Annotated in this window: 14 protein-coding genes; 3 read left to right on the top strand and 11 right to left on the bottom strand. The window is 70.4% G+C overall.

Annotated elements, in window-relative coordinates; translation table 11 throughout:
• Positions 1–65: 65 nt before the first annotated feature.
• The 4 genes from ACLQ3F_RS25650 to ACLQ3F_RS25635 are packed head-to-tail and all read right to left on the bottom strand — an operon-like array spanning position 66 to position 4,061.
• Positions 66–971 carry a hypothetical protein gene (locus ACLQ3F_RS25650; RefSeq protein ID WP_425851891.1) on the bottom strand — a complete coding sequence of 302 codons (906 nt, stop codon included), beginning with the start codon at positions 969–971 and terminating at the stop codon, positions 66–68.
• Positions 968–2,080, bottom strand: coding sequence for a hypothetical protein (locus tag ACLQ3F_RS25645; protein WP_425851889.1), 1,113 nt, complete (start codon positions 2,078–2,080; stop codon positions 968–970). Before ACLQ3F_RS25645 ends, ACLQ3F_RS25650 begins: the two co-directional genes overlap by 4 nt.
• Positions 2,077–2,523 carry a DUF4188 domain-containing protein gene (locus tag ACLQ3F_RS25640; protein ID WP_357194291.1) on the bottom strand — a complete coding sequence of 149 codons (447 nt, stop codon included), beginning with the start codon at positions 2,521–2,523 and terminating at the stop codon, positions 2,077–2,079. Before ACLQ3F_RS25640 ends, ACLQ3F_RS25645 begins: the two co-directional genes overlap by 4 nt.
• Positions 2,520–4,061, bottom strand: a complete 1,542-nt coding sequence (locus tag ACLQ3F_RS25635; RefSeq protein ID WP_425851887.1) for a phenylacetate--CoA ligase family protein — start codon at positions 4,059–4,061, stop codon at positions 2,520–2,522. Before ACLQ3F_RS25635 ends, ACLQ3F_RS25640 begins: the two co-directional genes overlap by 4 nt.
• Positions 4,062–4,704: 643 nt before the next feature.
• Between ACLQ3F_RS25635 and ACLQ3F_RS25630 the strand changes: the two genes are divergently transcribed.
• Positions 4,705–5,298 carry a DUF4240 domain-containing protein gene (locus ACLQ3F_RS25630; RefSeq protein WP_425851885.1) on the top strand — a complete coding sequence of 198 codons (594 nt, stop codon included), beginning with the start codon at positions 4,705–4,707 and terminating at the stop codon, positions 5,296–5,298.
• Between the two features lie 313 nt (positions 5,299–5,611).
• Here the strand turns inward: ACLQ3F_RS25630 and ACLQ3F_RS25625 are convergent, their stop codons facing one another.
• Together ACLQ3F_RS25625 and ACLQ3F_RS25620 are read right to left on the bottom strand one after the other, a co-directional pair.
• On the bottom strand, positions 5,612–6,307 hold the full coding sequence (locus ACLQ3F_RS25625) for an ABC transporter ATP-binding protein (RefSeq protein WP_357194302.1): 696 nt from the start codon (positions 6,305–6,307) through the stop codon (positions 5,612–5,614).
• Entirely contained in the window at positions 6,304–7,326 is a 1,023-nt protein-coding gene (locus ACLQ3F_RS25620; protein WP_425851883.1) for an ABC transporter permease, read from the bottom strand. Before ACLQ3F_RS25620 ends, ACLQ3F_RS25625 begins: the two co-directional genes overlap by 4 nt.
• Positions 7,327–7,566: 240 nt before the next feature.
• Between ACLQ3F_RS25620 and ACLQ3F_RS25615 the strand changes: the two genes are divergently transcribed.
• Both ACLQ3F_RS25615 and ACLQ3F_RS25610 read left to right on the top strand, forming a co-directional pair.
• Positions 7,567–8,787 carry a sensor histidine kinase gene (locus ACLQ3F_RS25615; RefSeq protein WP_425851881.1) on the top strand — a complete coding sequence of 407 codons (1,221 nt, stop codon included), beginning with the start codon at positions 7,567–7,569 and terminating at the stop codon, positions 8,785–8,787.
• Positions 8,784–9,419, top strand: a complete 636-nt coding sequence (locus ACLQ3F_RS25610) for a response regulator transcription factor (RefSeq protein ID WP_357207179.1) — start codon at positions 8,784–8,786, stop codon at positions 9,417–9,419. Before ACLQ3F_RS25615 ends, ACLQ3F_RS25610 begins: the two co-directional genes overlap by 4 nt.
• 89 nt (positions 9,420–9,508) lie before the next feature.
• On the opposite strand, the gene ACLQ3F_RS25605 is transcribed toward ACLQ3F_RS25610, so the two are convergent.
• The 5 genes from ACLQ3F_RS25605 to ACLQ3F_RS25585 all read right to left on the bottom strand — a co-directional run bounded on the left by ACLQ3F_RS25605 (position 9,509) and on the right by ACLQ3F_RS25585 (position 20,998).
• Positions 9,509–10,258 carry a thioesterase II family protein gene (locus ACLQ3F_RS25605; protein WP_425851919.1) on the bottom strand — a complete coding sequence of 250 codons (750 nt, stop codon included), beginning with the start codon at positions 10,256–10,258 and terminating at the stop codon, positions 9,509–9,511.
• A 34-nt stretch (positions 10,259–10,292) separates the two neighbouring features.
• Positions 10,293–11,228, bottom strand: coding sequence for a TauD/TfdA family dioxygenase (locus ACLQ3F_RS25600; protein ID WP_357207177.1), 936 nt, complete (start codon positions 11,226–11,228; stop codon positions 10,293–10,295).
• Positions 11,229–11,313: 85 nt separating this feature from the next.
• On the bottom strand, positions 11,314–12,678 hold the full coding sequence (locus ACLQ3F_RS25595) for an MFS transporter (RefSeq protein WP_425851879.1): 1,365 nt from the start codon (positions 12,676–12,678) through the stop codon (positions 11,314–11,316).
• On the bottom strand, positions 12,645–13,628 hold the full coding sequence (locus ACLQ3F_RS25590) for an ornithine carbamoyltransferase (RefSeq protein ID WP_425851878.1): 984 nt from the start codon (positions 13,626–13,628) through the stop codon (positions 12,645–12,647). Before ACLQ3F_RS25590 ends, ACLQ3F_RS25595 begins: the two co-directional genes overlap by 34 nt.
• Entirely contained in the window at positions 13,628–20,998 is a 7,371-nt protein-coding gene (locus ACLQ3F_RS25585) for an amino acid adenylation domain-containing protein (protein ID WP_425851876.1), read from the bottom strand. Before ACLQ3F_RS25585 ends, ACLQ3F_RS25590 begins: the two co-directional genes overlap by 1 nt.
• Positions 20,999–21,006: the final 8 nt, after the last annotated feature.

Below are 21,006 nucleotides of genomic sequence, written 5' to 3'. Positions count from 1 at the left end.
TGCCCCACCGCCGTTGACGCTCAGCGCAACTCTAGAGCTCGCGCGAGGCTAGGGATCGTAGTGAATTATCGCTCGCCGCGGCGGGCCGAACGGACCGGGGCGATGCGGGGTCGGCCGACGCGAAACACGGCGAGCGGTTGGCCGGCGACCCGCTCGGCAAGCCGACCGGCGGTCGCGGGGCAGTCGATGAGCTGGCTGAGCGGATGGACCGCCAGGCCGTGCCGGGCGAGAGCCAGCCACGTACGCAGCAGACGTCGGCCTGGGGTGATCTGGTCGTCGCCGTCGACGGCGAGGAGGACCAGGACGCTGCCGTCGTAGCGCAACAGGCCGCGGCCGCTGGCGGCCAGCAGCGCCGGCAGGCCCAGTCGGCGGGTGACCGGGTACGCGCGCAGCGCGGCGGACAGGACACGCGCCTCGGTCCGGGACAGGCTGAGCGCCCGGTCCGTGAGTCCGTCGAGGTGATATCGCGGATGGCGTGGACTGAGACGCAGCCAGTCCCGCAACTCGACGGCGACGGCAGGTGTGCGGAACATCCACCGGTCGGCGACGGCCAGGTCCGATACGAGATCTCGGGTCGGGACGTGCGCGATACCCGGCTCGAGATCGGCGAGGACGGCGTCGTCGACGTACCCGGGTGCGTATGGACCACGGGCGACCCGGCGGGCCTCGATGTCGGCGATCGTGAACGGAGTCGTGTACCTCTGTGCTGCGGGGACCAGTCGTGGACCGGGCGCCACCGTGACGGTGAGGCCGAGTTCGGCGGAGACGATGAGGCATGTCTCGACGAACGCGCCGATACCGAGGGTCAGGTCACGCCCGGTCGGGTCGGAGTCGGGCAGGCGGCACGCGGGATCAACATCGATGGTGATCTCGTCGGTGTGGTATTCCGGTCGCCACGGCTGCGTGTTGTGTGCGCTTGGCGCCCGGCGGCAGATCGCCTCGGCAGCCCGCAACTGCTCGACCCAACTCACACCGCTGTTCCTCGCTCGTAGAAGGTGTACCCGTGCAGTGGCCGCCCACCCGCGCGCCGGTACTGAGCGGCCGAAGCGACGTTCGTCCGCTCGACGAAGGTGCTGCGCAGCGTCCGGTAGCCGTTGCGGGCGAGGTTGCGATGCAACTCCCGGGACAGCAGCGTCAGGTACCCGTTGCCCTGCTCATCGGGAACGGTGCCCTTGATGATGAGGACCGCGTCCCGCCGGTACCGGCCGCGGGTGGCGAGAAGCCGGAGCTGATTGAGTACGCCGAGCCGACCGCCGACGCTCATCAGGTAGTCGGAGATGTCCGGCACGGTGACGACGAACGCGACGGGTCGGCCGGCCTTCTCCAGCCAGAGCAGCAGCGCCTCGTCGAGTAGGAACGCCAGGCCGTCGGTCTGCTCCGCCAGTTGCTCGGCGGAGATGTCGGTGTAGTAGCCCAACTGCGCGAAGCTCGCGTTGAGCATGCGGCGCAGGATCGGCAGTTGGCTGCGCAGGTGCCACCGGGAGCCGTGCCGGATGACGAGCCGTTCGGCGGCCATCCGAGCATCGTCGAAGGTGAAACCGTGGTCGGTTCCGGCCGGAGCACCGGCTGCGGGCCGAGCAGCCGGGGCCGTACCGTCGAGATCGACCAGCCAGGTGTCGGCCTCGAAGCGACGGTGGAAGCCGTGCCGCTCGTACATTTTGGGGTAGTAGGGGGGGTTCCACGCCGAGTCCACAAAGCCCCGGTCGGCGAAGCCGGAGGTGATCACCCCGCCGGTCTGGTTGGGCAGCAGGGCCACCGGCCCGAACAGGTGTCGACCGTCGGCCCGGGTCGCAACCGCGTCCATGATGGCGGTGAAGACATCGTCGTCGTCGACGAACTCGGTGTGCCCGAACAGTTGTCGTGGGCCGATCTTGTCGTCGAGGGGCGCGCTGCGGTGCATGCTGGTGCGTCCCACGACCTCGCCGCGTCGGTCGCGGACCACGAACAGCTCGGCGGCGTCCCGGTGGGCCGCGATGACCGAGGACACCAGCGGTACGTACCGGTCGGTCGGGTGGAGCCGGAGCGGAAAGTCGACGAATGCGCGCAGGTCGGCCCGCGACTGCACGGGGTCCACTCTCATGCGCGGTGCACCGGCGGCCCAGACGTCTCACGCGAGAGCGGCGTGAACGTAGGTATGTGTGCCATGACGTCGGACTCGGCGCGCCAGATGCCGTTGCTGTAGCCCTCGGGCTCGGCGTTGTAGAGGCGGATGTAGCCGCCTGTCGCGTTCTTCGTGCCGTGATCGGTCACCCAGCACATGAGGTCCCGGTGATGGCGGCTGCGGGCGAACGTCAGAAGCGCGTCACGGTCGCTGAAGAAGGCGATGGTGCCGAGCGTGAACGGGAACTGGTAGTAGACGGTGTGCCAGCGGTATCCGTCCATCCGTCTCATCTGCCGGACCATTCGGATCCAGGTCCGGGTGAGCGTGATGATCGAGCGCGGCCCCCGGTAGCGGGTTGCGCCGACGAACATGGCCGTCGCCTGGCCCACGGCGGGCGCGGCGGAGAAGTCGGTGGTCCTCATGCCGGCGCGCCCTTCACCAGGTAGACGTTCTTGATTCTGGACGCCGCGTCGGCGAACGGGCCGGTGCCGTACTCGTGGACCTCCACCCGCAGGTCCGCCGCGGACGGGTCCTCGGCGAGGGACTCGGCGAAGTCCCGGCTGACCTCGGCGAGGTGGCGCAACACCCCCACGCGGCAGGTGTCGGTGAGGGTTCGCCGCTGCACCGGGTCGAGCGCCAGGCCCTCGCGGAGTTGCAGGTTGACCACCGGCCGGCTCTCCAGGTCGGCCTGCTCGGTCACCGCCAGGCAGAAGCTCTGCAGCAGGTGCGCCTGGGGATTGCCCGCATAGAGGCCATACTCGACGTCCTGCGGGTAGATGTTGGCGCCCATATATGAGAGCGTGCTGTCCTTGCGGCCGTACAGGAACAGCAGTGGTAGACGCATCCGGTCGACCTGCCAGGCACGGTCCGCGGCGGCCCGCGCCGCGGGGTCGGCGATCGCGGCCAGGACATCCGGGTACGAGATCAGCCGGCCCTCGTCGCCGATGTTGTAGCGGACTCGGGGATTGAGCACCGCCGTGGAGTTGATCGTGCAGAGCACCTCGTGGTCCGCTGTGGTCTCCAGGTAGGTCTCCAGCGGGTTGTACTGGAAGACCATCGGCAGCCGGTGCTCGTCGGCACCGAGCAGCGCGGTCCGCAGCGCGGCGTCGGTACGCAGCTGTCGGCGGACCCAGACGCTGAAGTCGCTCTCCCCGGCCATGCCGATGGTGAGGTCGCTGGCCCCGTAGCCGGAACGCACCTTGACGAAGCGCTCCTCCAGGTAGTCGCGCAGCGCTTCGGTCATCCCCTCACCGCCGACCAGTCCGCTGATGCGGTACTCGGCCCAGGGGAAGTCATCGGCGTCGAGCCTGTCGCGCAGGTGCTTGAGGAACGGTGGGTAGGCGGTGACGATGTAGTCGAAGCCGGGGCCGAAGTACAACAGGGTGTCGACGATCTTCCGCAGGTCGGGCCCCGTGTTCTTGACCATCGCGATCGCCGACATGGCGATGCCGGTGTTGGTCCCGGTGGCCCAGGCGCCCATCGAGTACGCGTTGATGACGAAGCGCCGCTCGGACGGGAACACCATTGTCGCGTAGCCGGCCAGGTTCTTGTGCACCGAGCGCAGCTCGCGGCGGCTGCGGATCCAGTTGAACGGCTGGCCGGACGAGCCCGACGACTCGTCGACCACGCTGCCGGCGATCTCGATCTGCCCGTGCCGACAACGCTGCGCCTCCGGGTACGCCTGCACGTACGACCGCTTGTCGGTGGGCGGGTAGGACGACAGATCGAACCAGCGGAACCGCCAGTGGTGGCGGCGGAGAAAGACGCCGTACGCGGGCACGTCGATCGCGGCGAACTGGCAGGTCATCCAGGCGTGTAGCCGGGCGAAGCGGCCCATGTAGGGACGGTACTGACGTGCCGTGAGCCGCCACACCGCCGGATGGATCCGGTAGAGGGTGTAGAGCCAGGTCAGGGCGAAGCTCGCGGCCCGCAGGGTCCACCGACGCAGGAATGTCACCACGCGGCAACACTAGGGGTCGGTCGAGCCGGCCACCTGATGACGAATACTCAGCCCTCCTGAGTATTCGAACCCCTGCGGGTTGCAACGAGTTCGAGACGAGGCCGGGTCGGCTTGAGGACCCAACAGTGAGCCACTTCCGAGCTCACTGACTACCACTGTTCTCGCTGTCGTCGCCCTGAGGGCGCGTCAGTGCCGAATCAGGCCGCCGACCGCAACCGGAGAGACGTGACCGGTCGCCGGAAGCGTTCGCGCCAGCGCAAGACCGACATCGACCAGCGACGACCGGCACAGACCGGCGACATCTGAGATCGATGTCCAGACCGACTCGGCGGTCTCGCCGTTCGCCTCGAGCCGAAGGACACCACCAGTGATCCGGACCTGGTAAAGATACCGACGTTCTGATGCTCGATGCCCAGACGCGCCTCAGCGGAGGAATCACCCGCGAGTCCGCGCCTAGCAGGCGTTCGACCACCGAAACGCAGCCCGTCTCCTCGGCGACCTCCCGCACCACAGCATCGAACGGATCCTCCGCCTGCTCAACTTGCCACCCGGAAGGGTCCAGTTCGTGTCCCCCGTCGCCGAAACATAACGGGCGAGCAGCACACGCCCCTTGTGTCAGTTGGTCGTGGGAGACTCTCGCGCCGTGGACATTGATGAGTTTTGGGCGGTCGTAAGGTCGGCCGGGGCGGGTCTCGACGGGCGGACCGGCGACGACGGTGAGGCCGTTGCCGCGGCACTGGTGACGCGTTTGGCCGCTACATCAGCGGAGGGCATCCTCGAGTTCCAGGAGCTGTTCGATCAGGTCCATGACGCGCTCTACCGTTGGGACGTGTGGGCGGCTGCGTACCTGATCGGCGGTGGATGCTCGGACGACAGCTTCATAGATTTCCGGGCGGGAGTCATCGCGCTGGGGCGCGAGTGGTACGAGCGTGTCCTGGCCTCGCCCGACGGACTGGCTGACCATCCCGCGGTACGACAAGCGGCGGCCGAGGACGACGACGGCACGCTGTTCGCCGAGTCGGTGAACTACGTAGCCAGCGAGGCCTACGAGCAGGTCACAGGTGGTGACGACGACGCCTTCTACGAAGCGATGAAGGCCCGCCAGCACGCTGCGAATGGCATCGATGAGGCCCGCGAGCCCGACATGGGTGAGGACTTCGACTTCGACAACGATGACGAGATGCGGAGGCGGCTACCCCGGCTGGCCGAGCTGTTCCTCGGCCCTGGCGAGCATTGATCTCGGCGGCGGAGCCCCACGCTTGAAGACGGCATGCCAAGCCAGGACTGAAGCCTTTCGTGGTGAACCGATACTTCCGTCGCCGGTGGAGCACATCACGGGGGCGACGAGTACGACATCTTGGCTGTGCGACGTACTACTTCGAGACCGCGGAGGATGCCTGGCCGGTCCGCCGGGTTGAGGCGTACGACTCGAGGCTCGTCGTGCTTTAAGGGTCGGCTCACCGTGAGGACCGGTTCGGTGGCCTACGGAATACGCGATAGCGGTGCGACAACGGACGGTTCCCACCAGTTCTTACCGTCCGCGTGGCTGTCTACGCGCGCGCTCCCCGCGTCAGCGCCGACATGGTGAGTCGGCCGTCCTGGACCTTGGTGATCTGGTCGACCGCGGTGAGGTGGGTCCGGTCGTGGGTGACGAGAACGGTGGCGGTGGCCTCCTGGTGGGTGAGGCGGGTGATGAGGTCGATGATGGTGGCGCCTCGTTCGCGGTCCAGAGCGCTGGTGGGTTCGTCGACCAGCAGCACGGTGGGGTCGTTCATCAGTGCGCGGGCGATGTTGATGCGTTGTCGTTGGCCGCCGGACAACTGGTGGGGGCGCCGGGCTGCCTGGGCGGCGAGGCCGACGGAGTCGAGGAGTTGCATCGCCCGGCTGCGGGCCTTGGCCGGGGAGCGGCCGTCGAGTTGTGCCATGACCTGGAGCTGTTCGGCCGCGGTGAGCGATGGCAGCAGATTGGGCTGCTGGAACACGATGCCGATCTTGTTGCGGCGCAGGGTGGTGAGTTCGCCGTGGGTCATGCCGCTGGTGGTGGTGCCGTCGATGGTGACGGTGCCGGAGTCCGGAGTGATGAGGGTGGCGGCGACGGCGAGCAGGCTGGACTTGCCGGAGCCGGACGGTCCGACGACGGCGGTCAGACTGCCCTTGGGCACGGTCAGGGTTACCTGGTCGAGGGCGGTCAGGCGGGTATCGCCGTCGGGGTAGGTGAGGGTGACGTCGTGCAGGTGCAGGCTCATCGGGCGCTCCCCAGGGCGGTCAGTGGGTCGACGGAGGTGATGCGGCGGATGGACAGGGCGGCGCCGAGCGCGCCGAGCGCGATCATCACGGCGGCCGGGACGAGGATGGTGGTGGGAGTGAGCAGGAACGGCACGGCCGCGCCGGCGACAAGCGCGCCGAGGCCAGCGGCCAGGGCGGTGCCGAGCAGGGTTCCGCCGGTCAGCAGGACCACGGCTTGACCGAGGGCGTCCTTGAGCAGGTTCGCGGTGGAGGCACCCAGCGCCTTGAGGACGGCGACGTCGCCGCTGCGCTGGATGGTCCAGACGGTGAAGAAGGCGCCGATGACCAGGGCGGAAATCGCGAACAGGAAGCCGCGCATGAGCTGCAGTGAGCCGTTTTCGGAGGTGTAGGAGCCGATTGCGGACAGTGAGTCAGCCGTGGAGACCGTCCTGGTGCCCGCGGCGGCGTCGGCGGCCTGAACATCCGCGCCGGAGGTGATGTTCAGGGCGATGACGGTGGCGGTGGGGCCGTCGTTGGCGTCGGTCGCCGGGGCGAGCTTCTGCCACAGGTCCAGGCTGGTCCAGATGACGGGGGTGTGGCTGTAGGAGGCGTCACCGCGGACGGCGGCGACGCTCACCTGCTGCCCTGCCAGGGTGAAGGTGTCGCCCCGGGCGACACCAAGATTCTCGGCGGCGGTCACGGACAGCACGGCCGCGTGCTCGCCGATCTGGTCCGTAGCCGGGGAGAGGGTAGACCCCGGCTGAACGCCGAAGGCGGACACCGCGGTGCTTCTGGTGCCGGCGGTGGCCTTGGTGGTGGTGATGCCCAGCGGCTGCGCCCGCTTCACGCCCGGGGTAGTCGCCCACTGCTGCCATTGCTTCTGCGCGATGGTGGAGTTGGCGAATGACGGCTTCTCGCCCTTGCCGGGCGCTGCGAACGCGATCATGTCGGCCGGTAGGCCGGTGATCGCTGAGACATTCTGCTGACCGAGGCCGGCGGTCAACCCGGACAGCAGCCCGACCAACAGAGTGATCAGCACGATAACGGTCCCCATCAGGGCGAAGCGCCCTTTGGCGAACTTCAGATCTCTCCAGGCGACGAACATCGCTTTGACCCGCCTTTTGGTGAAGGTGAACTTCGGTAGGCCTCTACCGTCGCCGCTGACCCCCTAGGTCTGCTTCTGGCGCAGGACAGCATGTGGCGGGTCGAAAGGCTGCACGCCGGCTCTAACTTTCGATGGAGGCATCGCGCGGGAATCGCCGCTTAGGCTGGAAGAACTGTGAAGACCACCGCTGCGGTGCTGACGCCCGCCACCCGCACGCTGACCTGGTGCCTGCACCTGCTCACCGTCGGCCTGCTCGCCCTGGCCGGCGTGCGGGCGGTCGCCGGCGACCGCCCGCACGCGGGGATGATCATCGTTGCGGCCGTAACGTGTGGGCTGATCTACGCGGCTGGGCCGTTACTGCCGTCCGTCATGCGTTCGCGGCGCGCCGCCGCGGTGTGGCTGGCCGCCGTCGGCGCGGTCTGGCTGATCCTGCTGACCCTGTCGGCGGACGCGGTATGGGTGGCGTTCCCGCTGTATTTCCTAGAGCTGCACCTGCTGTCACGCCGCGCCGGCCTGACCGCAGTAGTGACCACCACAGTGGCGGCTGTCATCGGTTTCGCCGCCCACCAGGGCTCGTTCAGCCCGACGGCGGCGATCGGCCCGACCCTCGGCGCCGCCGTGGCGGTCGCGGTGGTGTGGGGATACCAGAGCTTGTACCGCGAGAGTGAACACCGCCGAAGGCTGATTGGGGAACTCACCGCGACCCGCGCAGACCTCGCCGCCGCACAGCACACCGCCGGTGTCCTCGCCGAACGCGAACGCCTCGCCCGTGAGGTCCACGACACCCTCGCCCAGGGCTTCACCAGCATCCAACTACTGCTACGGGCTGCCGAACGCGCTCTTCCCGACACCCCGCACAAAGCCGCCCACCACGTCGGGCAGGCCCGCCAGGCCGCCGTCGACAACCTGGCCGAGGCCCGCCGCTTCGTCGCCGCGCTCACCCCGCCCGCCCTCGACGACACCACTCTGGCCGGCGCCCTGGAACAGCTGTGCGCCACCACCAGCACCCGCCACCGCCTCACCGCGCGTTTCCACCTCACCGGCGATCCCCGGCCGCTGCCGGCCGCGTACGACACAGCCTTACTGCGTATCGCCCAGTCCGCCCTCGCGAACACCGTGCGCCACGCCGAGGCCACCACCGTCGACGTCACCCTCAGCTACCTGGGTGATCACGTCGCCGTGGACATCGTCGACGACGGCCACGGCTTTGACCCGCACCGACTTCCCGCATCTGAAGCAGGCAGCGGCGGATACGGCCTGCCCGCGATGCGCGCCCGCGTCCTGGCCCTCGGCGGCACTCTCACCCTCGAATCTGTCCCGGGCCACGGCACCGCTCTGGCCGCCCAACTGCCACTCGCCTGCTCGAGCGACCACCCCGTCAAGGCGACCTCATGACCGACGTCCCCATCCGCCTGCTGCTGGCCGACGACCACCCCATCGTCCGTGCCGGTCTACGCGCCATACTGGAGACCGAACCCGGCATCGAAGTCGTGGCCCAAGCCGCCACCGCCGAAGACGCCGTGGCCCGCGCCTGCCAAGGCGACATCGACGTCGTGCTCATGGACCTGCAGTTCGGTAAAGGCATGAACGGTGCCCAGGCCACCGCCGCTATCACCGCCCGACCCGGCGCCCCCCGCGTACTGATCGTCACCACCTACGACACCGACGCCGACACCCTGCCCGCCATCGCAGCTGGCGCCACCGGTTACCTACTCAAGGACGCCCCACCCGAAGACCTCGCCGCCGCCGTCCGCACCGCCGCGGTCGGCCGAACCACCCTCGCCCCGGCCGTCGCCGACCGGCTCATGAACCGGCTACGCGACCCCAGCACCACCCTGACCCCCCGCGAAACCGAAGTCCTCACCCTGGTCGCCGAAGGCCTGTCCAACCACGCCGTCGGTGTCCGCCTGCACCTCACCGAAGGCACCGTCAAATCCCACCTCGCCCGCATATACACCAAACTCGGCGTCGACTCACGCACCGCCGCCATCGCCACCGCAACCCAACTCGGCTTGATCCGACGGTGACCCGGACACGACAGAGCCACCGAGCGGCCCCACCGCCCTCTCCTCTGGCCACGGTTCCCGCGACCGTCCCTTGGGGCGTGGTCCGTCGGTCAGCCCAGGCGGGCGGTCACCGCGGCAACCACCTGCTCCTGTTCCGGCACGAGATAGAAGTGGTCACCGGGGAACGTCGCCAACTCGAAGCCGCCGGTAGTCAACTCCCCCCAGGCCCGCACCGTCGACGTGGTGCACGTAGGGTCCTCGGTCCCCAGGTAGGCGGCGATCGGGGCTCGGACCTTCGCCGGTTCGCGCGGCAGGTGGCGGTAGAGCATCCGCAGGTCCCCCCGGAGCGAGGGCATGATCAGCTCGCGGAGCTTCGGTGACCGCAGCAGCACCGGATCGACCTCACCCAGGGCGCCGATCCGGCCGAGCAGATATTCGTCGTCGGCGAGATCCGGGTCGAGTTCGACCCGGGAGATGTGCGGCGCGGCGTGTCCCGAGACGAAGAGCACGCTCGGCGTGAACCCGTAGCGGGACTCCAGGACCAGGGTGACCTCGTACGCCACCGACGCGCCCATGCTGTGGCCGAAGAACGCGATCGGCCGGTCCAGGTACGGCACGAGCACGTCACTGATCCGTTCGGCGAGCACGTCCATCTGATCCACGCAGGGCTCCAGCAGCCGGTCCTGCCGACCCGGGTAGCAGACCGCCAGCAGATCGGTGGCGCCGTCAAGCAGGCCCGCCCACGGTTGGAACACGTTGGCGTTCCCACCGGCGTGCGGGAAGCAGACCAGGCGCAGGTCGGACCGCTCAGCTCGGCGGAAGGTCCGCAGCCACCGGCCACGCACCCCGGCCCCTGTCATCTCCACGTTTCTCCTCCCGCCAGCCGATGCCCGGTCAGTCCGACATCGCCACGAGGATGCGGCGGCTCCCGGTGTAGGGGCGCCGACCGTGCGCCACCAGCACGTTGTCGATCAGCAGCAGGTCACCGACGCGCCAGTCCACGTCGATTGCCGCGTCCAGCCCTCGGTCGCGGATCTGGAACACGTACTCGTCGGGGATCGGGCTGCCGTCGGCGAAGGTGACCGACTGGGGCAGTTCGTCCTGCGTCATCACCTGGGTCATCACCCGAGCGACCTCGTCGTCCAGAGCGGCCGGGTGCCACTGGTCGCTCTGGTTGAACCACACCTCCACCCCCGTTACAGGGTGCCGGGTGGTGGCCGGGCGGACCTGGCTCACCCGCAGCCCTTCCGCGGTCCACGTCCAGGTCGCCCCGGTGCCGTCGAGGAACGCCTCGACCTCCGCCCGGTTCTCGGTCTCAAAGGTCTGCTGCCAGCTCTTGCCCAGCCCCAGGCCGTCGTGCAGGTTCTGCTGGTAGCACACCCCGCCCGCGAAGGCGGCGCGGACCTCCGGGTCGAGAGACTCCAGCCAGTGATGGGCGTCGACCACCGGGGTGGCACCGCCGGTCGGCGCGGCGAGCTGGCAGTAGAACAGCAGGCGGGCTGGCCAGTGCGCGGCGTACGACAGTTCGTTGTGCATGGAGATGGTGTACGGCGCTGGGTACTCGGTCGAGGTGTAGACGTTGCGGCCGACCTTGGTACGTGGCGAGTTGCCATGCACGTAGGCCAGCCGGTTGGGCAGCACCATGTCCATCACCGGGTCCAGCGCGCCCGGCTCGACGCCGAAGCCCCGGAACACCAGCGCCTTCTCGGTGGTGAGTAACGCCGTCAGGTCCAGCTCCCGCAGATGGCCGATCAGCCCGTCAACGGTGGCTGCGCATCTGGCGCTGCTGGGTGTGATCTCGTGCGGCTGCCACGTGCCGTGCTCGCTCATCGGTCGGTCTCCTCCACGCCAGGGTCGGTCCTGTGCCGGGCAGCCTGACGTGGGCGGCCATATTTCCTCGATATCGTCGCCGGGTTCAACCATGCGGGTCGCGACCGGCTGCCGTCGCCGCCAGCTCGGCGTCGGCCCGCTCGGCGTCGGCCCGCTCGGCGTCGGCCTCGGCTCGTTCCGCCTGTGCGGCGGTACGGGTGCCGAAAGCCAGCACCGCGAACACCGCGATCACCACCATCGTCGCGCCCACGACGGCCAACGCCACCTCGATGCGTACGGTGTCCAGCAGGAAGCCCGCGAGCAGCGCGCCGATCGAGTTGGCACCGGAGGAGAGCAGCGTGAAGATCGAGCCGGCCCGGCCGCGCAGCTCGTCGGGTGTCGTCCTCAGCAGATACAGCACCCCGGCCACGTTGCCGATCCCGGCACCGTAATTGATCAGCGCCAGGAGGACACTGACCGCAACCAGCCCGGGTGCCACGACCAGCAGCGGCATCAGCACCGCCCACGCCAGGTGGATGCCGATCATCATCCGGCGGATGCCCCACCGGCGCAGGAAGGCGTTGCTGGTCATCGCGCCCGCCATGCCGAAGACGCTGTTGATTGCCAACAGCAGACCGACCGCCGCGGGCGTGCCGTCCCGGTCCTTGACCAGCACCACCAGACCGAGGCCGAGGATCTGGAAGAGAATGTTGCTGGCCGCGAAGAGGCACAGCGCCCGACGCAGGTAGAGCTTGCCCCAGATGAAGGCGACACCTTCCCTGATCTGGGCGATCAGCCCGCCTGCCGAGCCGCCCGACGACCGGGGCGCCCGTAGGTCCCGCCGGACGAACAGCAGGGTCACCAGCGACACCAGGTGCACGGCGGTGGCGAACAGGAACGGCGCGAAGCGGGCCACGGCGTAGAGCACGGTGCCGGTCGGCTGGCCCAGGATGCTGGCGGCATTGGCCCGCGACTCGTTGGCCGCCAGCGCCGCGCCCAGTTGGTCCCGGGGCACCACGGCACACACCGCGGCTCGTTCCGCCAGCGCGTAGCAGATGCCGAGGGTGGCCTCCAGGAACGCGACCACCATCAGGTGCGGCAACCGCACCGCGTCGAGCAGCACCACCGCCGCCACGCTGCCGGCTCCGAGAACGCGGCCGGCGGTGCAGATCAGCATCGTCGTACGCCGGTTCCACCTGTCGACGAGCGCGCCAGCCGGCAGCTGGGCGACGAGGTTCGGCAGCAGCGCGGCGAAGGTGACGAGGCTGGCCGCGGTGGCCGAACCGGTCGACCAGTAGACCAGCAGGGTGTAGCCGATGGAGGTGGCCCGGGCACCGAGCGCGGAGAGCCCCGAACCGGTCCAGAGCAACAGGAACTCCCGGTTGCGGGTGAGCCTCGCCGCGCGGCGGGCGGGCCTGCCCGGCGGCTCGGTGACCGTCACCGCGTCGTCCCACCCGCGTGCGATCGGCACCACTCCAGCACCGCCATCGCGCTGTAGAGCTTGTTCTCCGCCTGACCGAACGCGATGCTCGCCGGCCCGTCGAGCACCTCCGAGGTCACCTCCTCACCGCGATGGGCCGGCAGGTCGTGCAGGAACACCGCGTTCGGGCTGTGCCGCCAGAGTTCCTGTTCGACCCGGAACGGGGCGAAGACCTGTCGCCAGTCCGGGTCCGGCTTCACGGTGCCGGTGGTCTGCCAGCGGGTGGTGTAGATGGCATCCAGATCGCCCGGCAGGTCTGACATGTGGCACCGCTCGACGATGCTCGCCCCACTGATCTCGGCCTGCCGGGTGGCGTCGGCCAGGATCTGGGCGGGCAGGCCGTAACCGGGCGGGGTACGCAGTTCCAGTTCAACGCCCGGAAACCGGGTGAGCGCCAGGGCGAGGGCGGTGGCCGTGTTGTTGGCCTCCCCCAGGTAGAGCAGGCGCAACCCCTCGATCCGGCCGAACTGCCGCAGCAACGTGGTCAGGTCTGTCAGCGCCTGGGTGGGGTGCTCCTCGGCGCTCATCGCGTTGATCACCGTCATCCGATTCTGGGCAGACCAGGCCCGCAATTCGGCCGGGTCACCGGCGGTGCGGGCGACCAGCACGTCGAGCATGCCGGACAGCACCCGGCCGGTGTCCTCGCTGGTCTCCCCGGTGTTGGTCTGCAGGTCCTGCGGGCCGTACTGGATCACGCCGGCGCCGAGCCGCAGTGCGGCGCTGGTGAAGGCGGTCCGGGTACGCGTCGAGGTCTTGAGGAAGTAGACCCCGGCGACCTGCCCGGCGAGCGGGTTCCCGCACTCCCCGGCGGCGAACGCGGCGCCCCGGGCGACGATCGAGTAGAGGTCCGCATCGGTCAGGTCGCGGATCGACACCAGGTGCCGCACCTGCTGGACGGTGGGGTCGGTGACCGTCGCGGAGACGCTCGGAAAGGTCGTCATCACATGTCCTCCGTCCGTGCGGTGTTCGACATCAGCAGCGACATGACCTCGTCGCCTGCCTCGCCGTTGGTCAGCAGCACCAGCCCTGCCCCGTCCGGAACCCGACCGGTGACGAGCGCCCGGTAGCCGGCGATGTGGCCCCGGTGGGTGAACTCCACGTGCGTTCCAGCACTCCCCTCGATGCGGTCCACCATGCAGCCGAGCCCGAAGACGCCGCCCGGGCCCGCGGTCAGTTGTGCCCTCACCGTTTCCAGGCTGAGCAGGGCCGGATCACCCCGGTAGGCGGTCTGGATCTCACTGGTCAGCGCGGCCAGGTCGGTAGCGGTGGTCCAGAGGCCGGCTGCCGCCAGGTCCGCACGCACCTCCCAACCGTGAGGGTGTGGCTCGCCCCGTTCGTCGTGCCCGGCTGCCACCGGCCGGCTGGACGTCTCCGGAAAGCTCTGGTCGAAGCTGCTGCCGGTCATCCCCAGTGGTGCGAAGACCAGCTCGGCCATCAGGTCGGCGAAGGATGTCAGGGTGACGTCCTCCATGAGCTGCTGGATCACCACGAAGTGGCTGTTGCGCTCCACCGCGACCGGGTCGGGCGCGTCGAGCGCCCGCACCGGTTCGTTGGGCACGCCACGGCCGAGCAGCAGGTCCGTCAGCGGCGGTACCGGGCCTCCGCGCGGATGTCCGCTGCTGCCCGTCGAGGTCAGGCCGGCAACGTGGCCGAGCAGTTGCCGCAGGGTCACCGGCCGGTCGGCGGGCAACTGCCACCCCTTGAGGTACGCGTTGACGTCCGCGTCGAGCTGGAGTGCTCCCCTGTCGACCAGGGCCAGCGCACCTACCGCCGCGACCAGCTTGCTGACCGAGCCCACCTGGAAGATGGTCTCCGGGGTCACCGGGGCGTCACCGCCCGCCGTGCAGTGCCCGACAGCAAGGACCTGCACCAACTCGCCGTCCGCGAGCACGGCCAGCGACGCGCCGGGCACCCGCGCCTCGGCGAGCAGCGGAGCGACCCGGGGCAACGGCGCGATCCGGGGCAGCGCCACGGCTCGCGCCGCACCGGCCCCCGGGGCCGTAACGGCCACGGTGAGCGCGGCGGCGAGGTCCGCCAGCGGTTGGTCCATCATCGCCTGTTGCAGGGTGAGCGGGAGGCCGGCCTGCCGGGCCGCGGTGACCACGGGCACCACCAGCAGTGAATGCCCGCCAAGGGCGAAGAACCGGTCCTGACGACCGACCGTGGGCACGTCCAGCACCTCGGCCCAGATCCCGGCGAGGATCGTCTCGGCCGGACCCAGCGGCGGGGCGATCTCCGCCTCCGTCCGCAGTGGCACCGCCGGCAACGCCCGCAGGTCCACCTTGCCGTTGGGATTGAGCGCGATGGCGTCGACCGGCACGAAGGCCGCCGGGACCAGGGCCGCGGGCAGCCGCCGGGCGCAGTGCCCGGCCAGGTCGTCGGCACCACCCACGTGGTACGCGATCAGCTGGTTGCCCCCGCCCGGAGCCGGGCGGGCCACCACCGCCGCGTCGCGTACGGCGGAGTGTTCGAGGAGCACCGCGCGAATCTCGCCCGGCTCGACCCGGTGCCCACGGATCTTCACCTGATCGTCGACCCGGCCGAGCAGGTCGAGTTGCCCGTCCGGCAACCAACGGCCGCGGTCACCGGTGCGGTACAGCCGGGAGCCCGCCGGCCCGTACGGGTCGGGCACGAACCGGGCGGCCGTGTGTTCGGGCCGTCCGGCGTACCCCCGAGCCAGTTGCGGTCCACCGAGGTAGACCTCGCCGACCGCGCCGACAGGCACCGGATTCAGCCGAGCGTCCAGCACGTAGGTACGCATCCCGCCGAGCGGCCGGCCGACCGGCGCGACCTGGCCGGTGAGCGCGCCGGTCAGCGGGTAACGGCTGACGGCGACCGTCGCCTCGGTCGGTCCGTACTCGTTGAGCAGCACGGTCCGTGGTGCGAGTTTCTGCCATCGCGCGCAGGTCCGCGCGGTGAGCGCCTCGCCGCCCAGCACCAGCACCGGGGTCAGCGCGGCCGCCTGCTCGCTCGACAACTGCCCGGCGAGCAGGTCCAGATGACTCGGGGTCAGCTTGACGAAGCTGAACGGCCCCGCCGCGGCCAGCCGCGGGCCGAGTTCGTCCAGCCCGGCGTCGGCCGGCATCAGCCACAGCCGCTGCCCGGCGACCAGCGGCGCCCAGATGGTGGTCACCACCATGTCGAAGGCGACCGACGAGAACAGTGCCGCGCCACCCACCCGGTCGGCGACGAGCTCGTCCACCGCCCAGTTCAGGTAGCCGGCCAGGCTGCGGTGGCTGACCTGCACACCGTTGGGCCGTCCCGTCGACCCCGACGTGAAGATCACGTACGCGAGCTGGTCCGGGTCGGTGCGGCCGGGCGGCTGGTCGTCGGGGCGGGCCGCGATCGGCCCCGCGTCGACGTCCAGCAGCACCCGGTCGACGCCGGTGAACCGGTCGACGTAGGCGGTGCTGGTGACCACGACGGTGGCCCCGGCCTGGGTGAGCATGGACGCGATCCGCGCTGCCGGGTACGACGGGTCGATCGGCAGGTACGCCCCGCCCGCCCGCCAGATGCCCAGCAGGGTTGTGACGAGGTCGGCACCCCGGTCGAGCAGCACTCCCACCACCCGCTCCGGCCCGACGCCCCGCTCCCGCAGGTGCCAGCCGAGGCGGTTCGCCGCCGCGTCGAGGCCGGCGTAGCTCAGCTCGCCGACCGCCTCGGTGTCACCCGCGATGGCGGCCCTGTCCCGCACCAGGTCGGGCACCATGCCGGGCTCCGGCGCGTTGCCGTCGGTCGCCTCGACCCAGCCCACCAGCACGTTGTGCCGTTCCGCCTCGGGCAGCCGGACCGCGCGGGCGTCGCCGTCCGGGTCCGCCACCATCGCGTCGAGCACGAGCCGGTACATCGCGGCCAACCGCTCGACCTCGGCCCGCTCCAGGTGGTCGCTGTCGCTGCTCAGCTCCAGGTGCCCGGCGACCGCCGAGACGGCCAGGGCGAACTCCGAGCTGGCGGCGGCGTACCGGGGGCCCGCCTCGACGTGCTCACCGACCACCTCGTTGAAGTCGAGGTAGCTGAAGTAGACGTCGAGCAGGCGGGTGCCGGAAACCGCGGGTCGGATCGCCGGCGCGGGGTAGCGCCGGTGCGGCCACATTTCGACCTCCGTGGCGTGCACCCGGCGGACCAGTTCGGTCCAGGTGGCGCAGTCGCGCTCGTACGGGAACGGCAGCGTGTTCAGCGACATGGCGTACACCCGCTCGCTGCCCGGCATGTCCGGCCGGGTGTGGCAGACCAGGCCGCTGTAGAACCGGGGCTCGTCGGTAAGCTGGCCGAGCACCGTCAGGTGCGCGGCGTGCAGCACCGCCTTGAGCGAGACGCGCGCGCTGGAGGCCAGCGCGCGAAGCCCTGGTTCCAGGTCGCGGAACGGCACCCGGACGGTGTGGGCGGTACGCGTCGGCGGCGGCGACGTGGGCAGCCAGCCGGTGGGGAAGGTGAACTTCACGCACCGCTCCATCAGGTCCTGCCAGTACCGTCGGTCCACCGGAGACTCCAGGGCGCGACGTTCCCCTGCGATGAAGTCGGCGAACCGCACCTCCGGCAGGGGCTCCGGTTCAGGCCCGACACCGACGCGCATCGAGCGGTAGCGGTCGAGGATCTCCGCGACCAGCGCGTGCAGGCTCCAGCCCTCGACGACCACGTGGCAGATCGTCAGCACCAACCGCCAACTCCTGTCGGTCTCCCGGCAGACGGCGAACCGCAGCAGCGGCACCCGCTCGACGTCGAACGGCGACGCGTACTCCACGGCGACGAGGCGGCGCAGCTCGGCCTCCCGGTCCTCCTCGGACAACCCGCGCAGGTCGTGCGACACGACCGGCACCCGCACGGCGGGATGCACCAGCTGCATCGGCACCGAGTAGCCGGTCGGGTCCACCGAGGAGCGCAGAACCTCGTGCCGGTTCACCACGAGGTCCACCGCCTCGCGCAGCGTCGCCAGGTCCAGCGGGTCGTCCTCGCGGACGAGGAAGGACGTCACGTTGTGGTAGTGGTTCCATCCGTTGTCGGCCAGCATCTCCAGCAGCATGCCGAGCTGCACCTGGGACAGCGGGTACGCGTCGGTGAGGCCGTCCGGCAGCAGCGCCCGGTCCGGCGCGGACACCAGCTCGAACGGCTCCACCGGGCGGTCGACGTGCACCGGCCCGGTGCGGTCGACCAGCGCGGCGCACAGCCGGGAAACGGTTTGCAGGTCCATCACGTCCGCGACCGAGACGTCGAAGCCGGCCGTCCGCAGCGTGCTGGCCAGCACCAGCGCCTTGATCGAGTGGCCACCCAGCTCGAAGAAGCCGTCCTCGACGCCCACCGCCGGCAGGCCCAGCACCTGCGCCCAGATCCCGGCGACCCGTTCCTCCAACGCGGTACGCGGACCGACCATGGCCCGCCCGTCGCCGGGATCGCCGTCCTGCGGCGCGGGCAGCGCACGCCGGTCGAGCTTGCCGCTGTTGTTGCGGGGCAGCTGGTCCAGCGTCACGAAGGCCGACGGGATCATGTAGTCCGGCAGCGTGCGGGCCAGCGCCGCGCGCAGCTCGCCGGTGCTCGGCCGCTGCCCGGACGCTCCGGCCAGGTATCCGACCAGTCGTGGATCGCCGGCGGTGTCCTCGCGCAGGACGACCGCCGCCTCGGCGACCGCCGGCAGCGCGGCCAACGCCGACTCCACCTCGCCCAACTCGATCCGGTAGCCGCGAAGCTTGACCTGGTCGTCGAGCCGTCCGAGGAACTCCACGCTGCCGTCGGGTAGGCGGATCCCCAGGTCGCCGGTGCGGTACATCCGGCTGCCGGCGGGGCCGTAGGGGTCGGGCAGGAACCGCTGGGCGGTCAGCGCCGGTTGGTTCAGATAGCCCAGGGCCACGCCGTGTCCGGCCAGGTGGATCTCGCCGGGCACACCGAGCGGCGTCGGGTGCCCCTGCTGGTCGAGTACGTACATGCGCAGACCGGCCAGCGGACGCCCGATCCGGCTGCCCACCCCGGCAGCGAGGTCGGCGCGGGTGACCCGGTGATAGCTGGAGTAGACAGTGGTCTCGGTGATCCCGTACATGTTGACGAGGGCGATCCGGGCCAGTCCGAGCCGATCGACCCACGGGGCGAGTTCGGCGAAGTCCAGCCGCTCGCCGGCCAGGACGACCGCGCGCAGCACCAGTCGCCGCAGCCGCTGGTCACCGTCGGCGGCCAGCCGAACCAGTCCCCGGAAGGCCGTGGGGGTCTGGGCCAACAGAGTCACCTCCTGCTCCACCAGCAGGTCGAGCAGATCCTCCGGCACCCGGGCCACCGCCGGCGGCACCACCACCAGTCGGCTGCCATGCAGCAGCGCACCCCACAACTCCCACACCGAGACGTCAAAGGCGTACGAGTGGAACAGCGCGACCACGTCGGTCTCGTCGGTGGCGTAGTGCTCCTGCGCGCTGTCGAGCAGCCTCAGCACGTTGGCGTGGCTGACGCAGACACCCTTCGGGCGGCCGGTCGAGCCGGACGTGTAGATGACGTAGAGCGGGTCGTCGGCGTCGTTCACCGGGGCCGGGTCGGTCTCCGGGTGGCCGGTCAGGTCGGTGCGGTCGAGCAGCACCAGATGCCCGTCGTAACCGGCGAGCGCGTCGACGTGGGCACCCGTGGCGACCACCGTCCCGGCGGCTGCGTCGGCGAGCAGGTACGCGATGCGCTCGGCCGGCTGGGTCGGGTCCAGCGGCAGGTAGGCGGCACCGGCCTTGAGCACGCCGAGCAGGGCGGGCACCAGGTCCGCACCTCGATCCAGGCAGACACCGACCACCGCGCCCCTGCCCACACCGACGGCCCGCAGGTGCCCGGCGAGCCGGTTGGCCTGTGCGTCTACCTGCGCGTACGTCAGTCGGGTCGGGCCGGCGACCACCGCTACCGCGTCGGGTGCGGCGGCCACCCGAGCCTGGAACAGCTCGACCACCGTGGCGGTCACCCGCTCCTCGACGCCGGTGTCGACCACGCCCAGCAGCCGCTCCCGCTCACCACCGGGCAGGTGGACAGCCTGCGCGTCACCGGCCGGGTCGGCGACCATCGCCGCCAGCACAGCCCGGTACATGCCGGCCAGCCGCTCCAGATTTGCTCGGGAGAGCACGTCGCTGCGGCTGGATAGCTGGTAGTTGCCCCGGTGCGCGAAGACCGACAGCTCGAACTCGGTGGCGCCGTCGCCGGCGCTGCCGACGACGACCGGCTCGGTGCCGGTCATGGTCGCCGACTGCCCGGCGCGGGAGAAGTCCTGGTAGTTGAAGAGCACCCGCAGCAGCCGCTGACCGCTGCCACGCTGGATCTCCGCCAGCGGGAGCCGCCGGTGGGGCCAGAGGTCGACCTCCTGGTCGAAGACCGCCGTCACCAGGTCGCGCCACGTCCGGGCGGTGCGCTCGTAGCCGAACGGCAAAGTGTTGAGATACATGCCCTGCACCCGGTCGGCCCCGAGCACCTCGGGCCGGGCGTCGCAGACCAGCCCGGCGTGGAAGCTCTGCTCGGTGGTGAGTTGGCTGAGCACCTTCAGGTGCGCCGCGTGCAGCGCCGCCTTGACCGAGACGCCGGCCCCGGAGGCGAACCGTGCGACGGCCTCGTCCAGGTCGGTGACGTCGACGGTCGTCGAGATGGCCGTCGGATCGCCCGGCTCACCCCAGCCCGCGGGGAGCACGAACGGGTTGCGCCCGTCGACCACCGTGCGCCAGTAGTCCCGGTCCTCGTCGGACGCCAGCGCGGACAGCTCGGCGGCGATGAAGTCGGCGTACCGCACCACCGGCTGTTCGGTCTCGGTGGGGCTCCGCCCGTCGGCCAGGTCGGCGTAGACGGCCAGCAGTTCGGCGAGCAGTTGTGCGCTGCTCCAGCCCTCGGTGACCGCGTGGCAGATGGTGAAGCTCAGCCACCAACTCGCGTCGCCGTCCTGGTGCGCGGCGACGCGCAGCAGTGGCGCGACAGCCAGGTCGAAGGGGGTGGCCCGCTCGGTCGCGACGAACTCCTCGAAGAGTCGCACCTGCTCATCGGCCGGCACGTCGCGACCGTCCACCACGGTCACCTGCGGGGTCACCTCGGCGTGGACGAGCTGCATCGGCACCGAGTAGCCGGTCAGGTCGAACGATGTGCGCAGGATCTCGTGCCGGGCGACGACCGTCGCGACGGCGGCCTGCAGCGCGTCGGCCGAGAGCGGTCGCCCGTCGCGGACCTGGTGGGCGATGACGCTGTGGTAGGCCGCCCGGGCTCCGCTGGTGGCCAGCTCGACGAGCATGCCGAGTTGGGTCTGCGCGGCGGGGTAGGCGTCGGTCAGGCCGTCCGGCAGAGCAGCCCGGTCCGCGTCGGACAGCAACGCGAACGGCGCCACCGGCTCCC

It is taken from the genome of Micromonospora sp. DT15 (assembly GCF_049841475.1).
Classification (GTDB): Bacteria; Actinomycetota; Actinomycetes; order Mycobacteriales; family Micromonosporaceae; genus Micromonospora.
This window is presented reverse-complemented; position numbering and strand designations above follow the sequence as displayed.